A 2,757-nucleotide genomic window follows, 5' to 3' on the forward strand; every position below is an offset into this window, starting at 1 on the left:
CGCCAAGGTGCGGCCACAGCCCGGCAAGCTGGAATTCTACGGCTCGCTGGAAGAGGCACTCAAAGGTGAACATTTGCACGAAGCGGCAGTAAATTGATTGAAAGGGATACGAAACGGCATATTTTTGGTCACTTGGTTCGTATATTGAGCAAACGAACGCAAAAAGTAAAAAATTGCATTGACCAAAAGCCATCGTATCCCTTATATTACGCCCCGTCGCCGCGGCATGGCCCGCCAGCGAATGTGCAGATCAAGCACATAAAGCAGTGAGCAAAAATTTGGTGAGGTGTCCGAGTGGCTGAAGGAGCACGCCTGGAAAGTGTGTATACGGCAACGTATCGAGGGTTCGAATCCCTCCCTCACCGCCAAATTGCAAAGCCCTGATGGAAACATCAGGGCTTTTTCTTTATGCGCGATTTTCGATCTTCCACCCATTATGCCATCTGATGTTGACTGGCTCGGAGCCTGTCATACGACGTGTTTTCCACCGCTCTGACGCGTCAGTGGATGATGCTGCTCATTTTTCTTTTTCGTGATCCCCCCCGAAGTAGTGTTGCCTGATATCCCTTAGTATCTGGCCAGCATGAATCCCTTTTGGGGTAGAACAATAAGAAAGGAAATGATGGATGAGATCCGTAAGCAACCAATGTCTGTTGATGCAGATCCAGCCTACCATCTTGCGTTTTGCCAAGATGCTGGCGAGTGTACTGCAGCTTGAAGTCGAGATTGTTGATGCTGATATGGTGCGGGTGGCAGGCACAGGGCCCTATGGCAAGTTCTTCGGCCGCCAGTTGGAGGGTGACTCCCGTCTGCTGCGTTATGTCATTGAAAACCAGCGCGAAAAGGTGGTCACTCACACCAGCGATGATCCTGTGTGTGAGGGGTGTACCTGCAAGGAGAGCTGCCGTGAGCGCGCCTTCCTCGGGGTGCCCATCATGGTGGATGAGCGCTGCATCGGGGTGATCAGTCTGGTCGCGTTCAACGCCGACCAGCAGGACCGTCTTAACAATAATTTACAGGATGTGTGCGACTATGTGCGCCACATCTCCACCATCTTCGTAGCCAAGTTGCTCGATTCGCGCGGGTTGTCGGATGGGGTCAACAAGGTATTCCTCAATCTGATGACCAACATGGATCAGGGTTGCCTGCTGCTCGATGACAAGAGTCAACTGCTCTATGCCAACGAGGCGGCGCTCCATCATCTGGGTTGCCAGCAGGAGCAACTGCAGGGGCGTGAGGTGGGGATCCGTCCGCTCACCTTCTCCCAGCATGGACTGAGCGGTCATCTCCAGCACATTATCACTTTTGAAGATCGCCAGGAGCTGATCATCGGCCAGTTGCACCATGTGCAGGGCCAGCAGCTGTTCCTGATGGCTTTTCACCAGTCCCACTCCGGTCTGGTTCAGGAGCCGGATCCGGACGAGCGGATTGAGCTGCTCATCGGTGAGAGCAACCCGATGCGCACCCTCAAGCGATTGCTGCACCGCATCGCCCAGAGTCCCTCCAGCGTGCTTATTTGCGGTGAGAGCGGCACAGGTAAAGAGGTGGTGGCTCGTGCGGTCCATCGCTTGAGCCCACGGCATGACAAGCCCTTTATCGCTATCAACTGCGCCGCCATCCCCGAGCAACTGCTGGAGAGCGAGCTGTTCGGCTATGTGAAGGGATCGTTTACCGGTGCCTCCAGTGGCGGCAAGCAAGGCCTTATTCAGGCGGCTCATCAGGGTACCCTGTTCCTTGACGAGATTGGCGACATGCCGCTCACCATGCAGGCCAAGCTGCTGCGGGTGCTGGAGCTGCGGGAGGTGACCCCTATCGGCGCCAGCCGGCCTGTGCCGGTGGATATCCGCATTATCGCCGCGACCCACCAGCATCTCGATAAATACATCGCCGAAGGGAAGTTTCGCGAAGATCTCTTCTATCGCATCAACGTCATCCCCCTCAACCTGCCGCCGCTGCGGGAGCGGGAAGGGGACGTGGAGCTGCTCACCCACTACTTCCTTAACCTCCATACCAGCCGGATCGGCATTGTCTATCCCGGGCTGGCACCCGAGGTGATGGCGCTGCTCAAGGGATATCGCTGGCCGGGCAACGTGCGGGAGCTGAGTAACCTTATCGAATACCTGGTCAACGTCAGCCAGGCGGGCGAGGTGATCGACAGTGGCTTGCTGCCACCCAATATCATCCGCAATCAGGAGCCACATCGGGTCACGGTCCAGTCGATACCGGTGACCAATCTGGATGCGGCGTTCAATATGCACCCCGCCGCGCCGCTTGCCGCCATGCCGGACACACAGCATGAGCCCGTCCCGGGAGAGAGCGGTCTAGAGAGCATGGAGAAACAGATGATTGAAGAGACCCTGCTGCGGCTTGGCAACAAGAAGCTGGCCGCACAGTCGCTGGGGATCGGGATAGCCACCCTCTATCGCAAGATAAAGAAGTACGATATTGCCGCGCAGGCCTGATGGTCTGGCGGTGTGTATGCGACCCGTGTCATTTAATCGATGGCACGGGTCTTTTGTTGGGATGATGGGTGGGGGGCCATGCCATTGATGAACCGTGAGCTGGCGTATCCGAGAGGGAACAGACTGAATGCAAAAAGCCCGCTCGATGAGCGGGCTTTTTTAATTTGGTGCGTCCTAGTGGATTCGAACCACCGACCCCCACCATGTCAAGGTGATGCTCTAACCAGCTGAGCTAAGGACGCAGGGTGCGCAATGCGACTTTTTATTTCTTTATGCAGAAGTGGTGGGTTTAATT

Annotated in this window: 1 protein-coding gene and 2 tRNA genes; 2 read left to right on the forward strand and 1 reads right to left on the reverse strand. The window is 55.9% G+C overall.

The genetic code is table 11. From position 1 onward, the window contains the following. The first annotated feature begins 280 nt into the window (after positions 1-280). Positions 281-368, forward strand: a tRNA-Ser gene (locus tag LD28_RS0112120). Between the two features lie 258 nt (positions 369-626). Continuing rightward, positions 627-2,462, forward strand: a complete 1,836-nt coding sequence (locus tag LD28_RS0112125) for a sigma 54-interacting transcriptional regulator (protein ID WP_033137222.1) — start codon at positions 627-629, stop codon at positions 2,460-2,462. Between the two features lie 165 nt (positions 2,463-2,627). On the opposite strand, the gene LD28_RS0112130 is transcribed toward LD28_RS0112125, so the two are convergent. Continuing rightward, positions 2,628-2,704, reverse strand: a tRNA-Val gene (locus tag LD28_RS0112130). Positions 2,705-2,757: the final 53 nt, after the last annotated feature.

The sequence above is a fragment of the Aeromonas finlandensis genome, assembly GCF_000764645.1.
GTDB classification, from domain to species: domain Bacteria; phylum Pseudomonadota; class Gammaproteobacteria; order Enterobacterales; family Aeromonadaceae; genus Aeromonas; species Aeromonas finlandensis.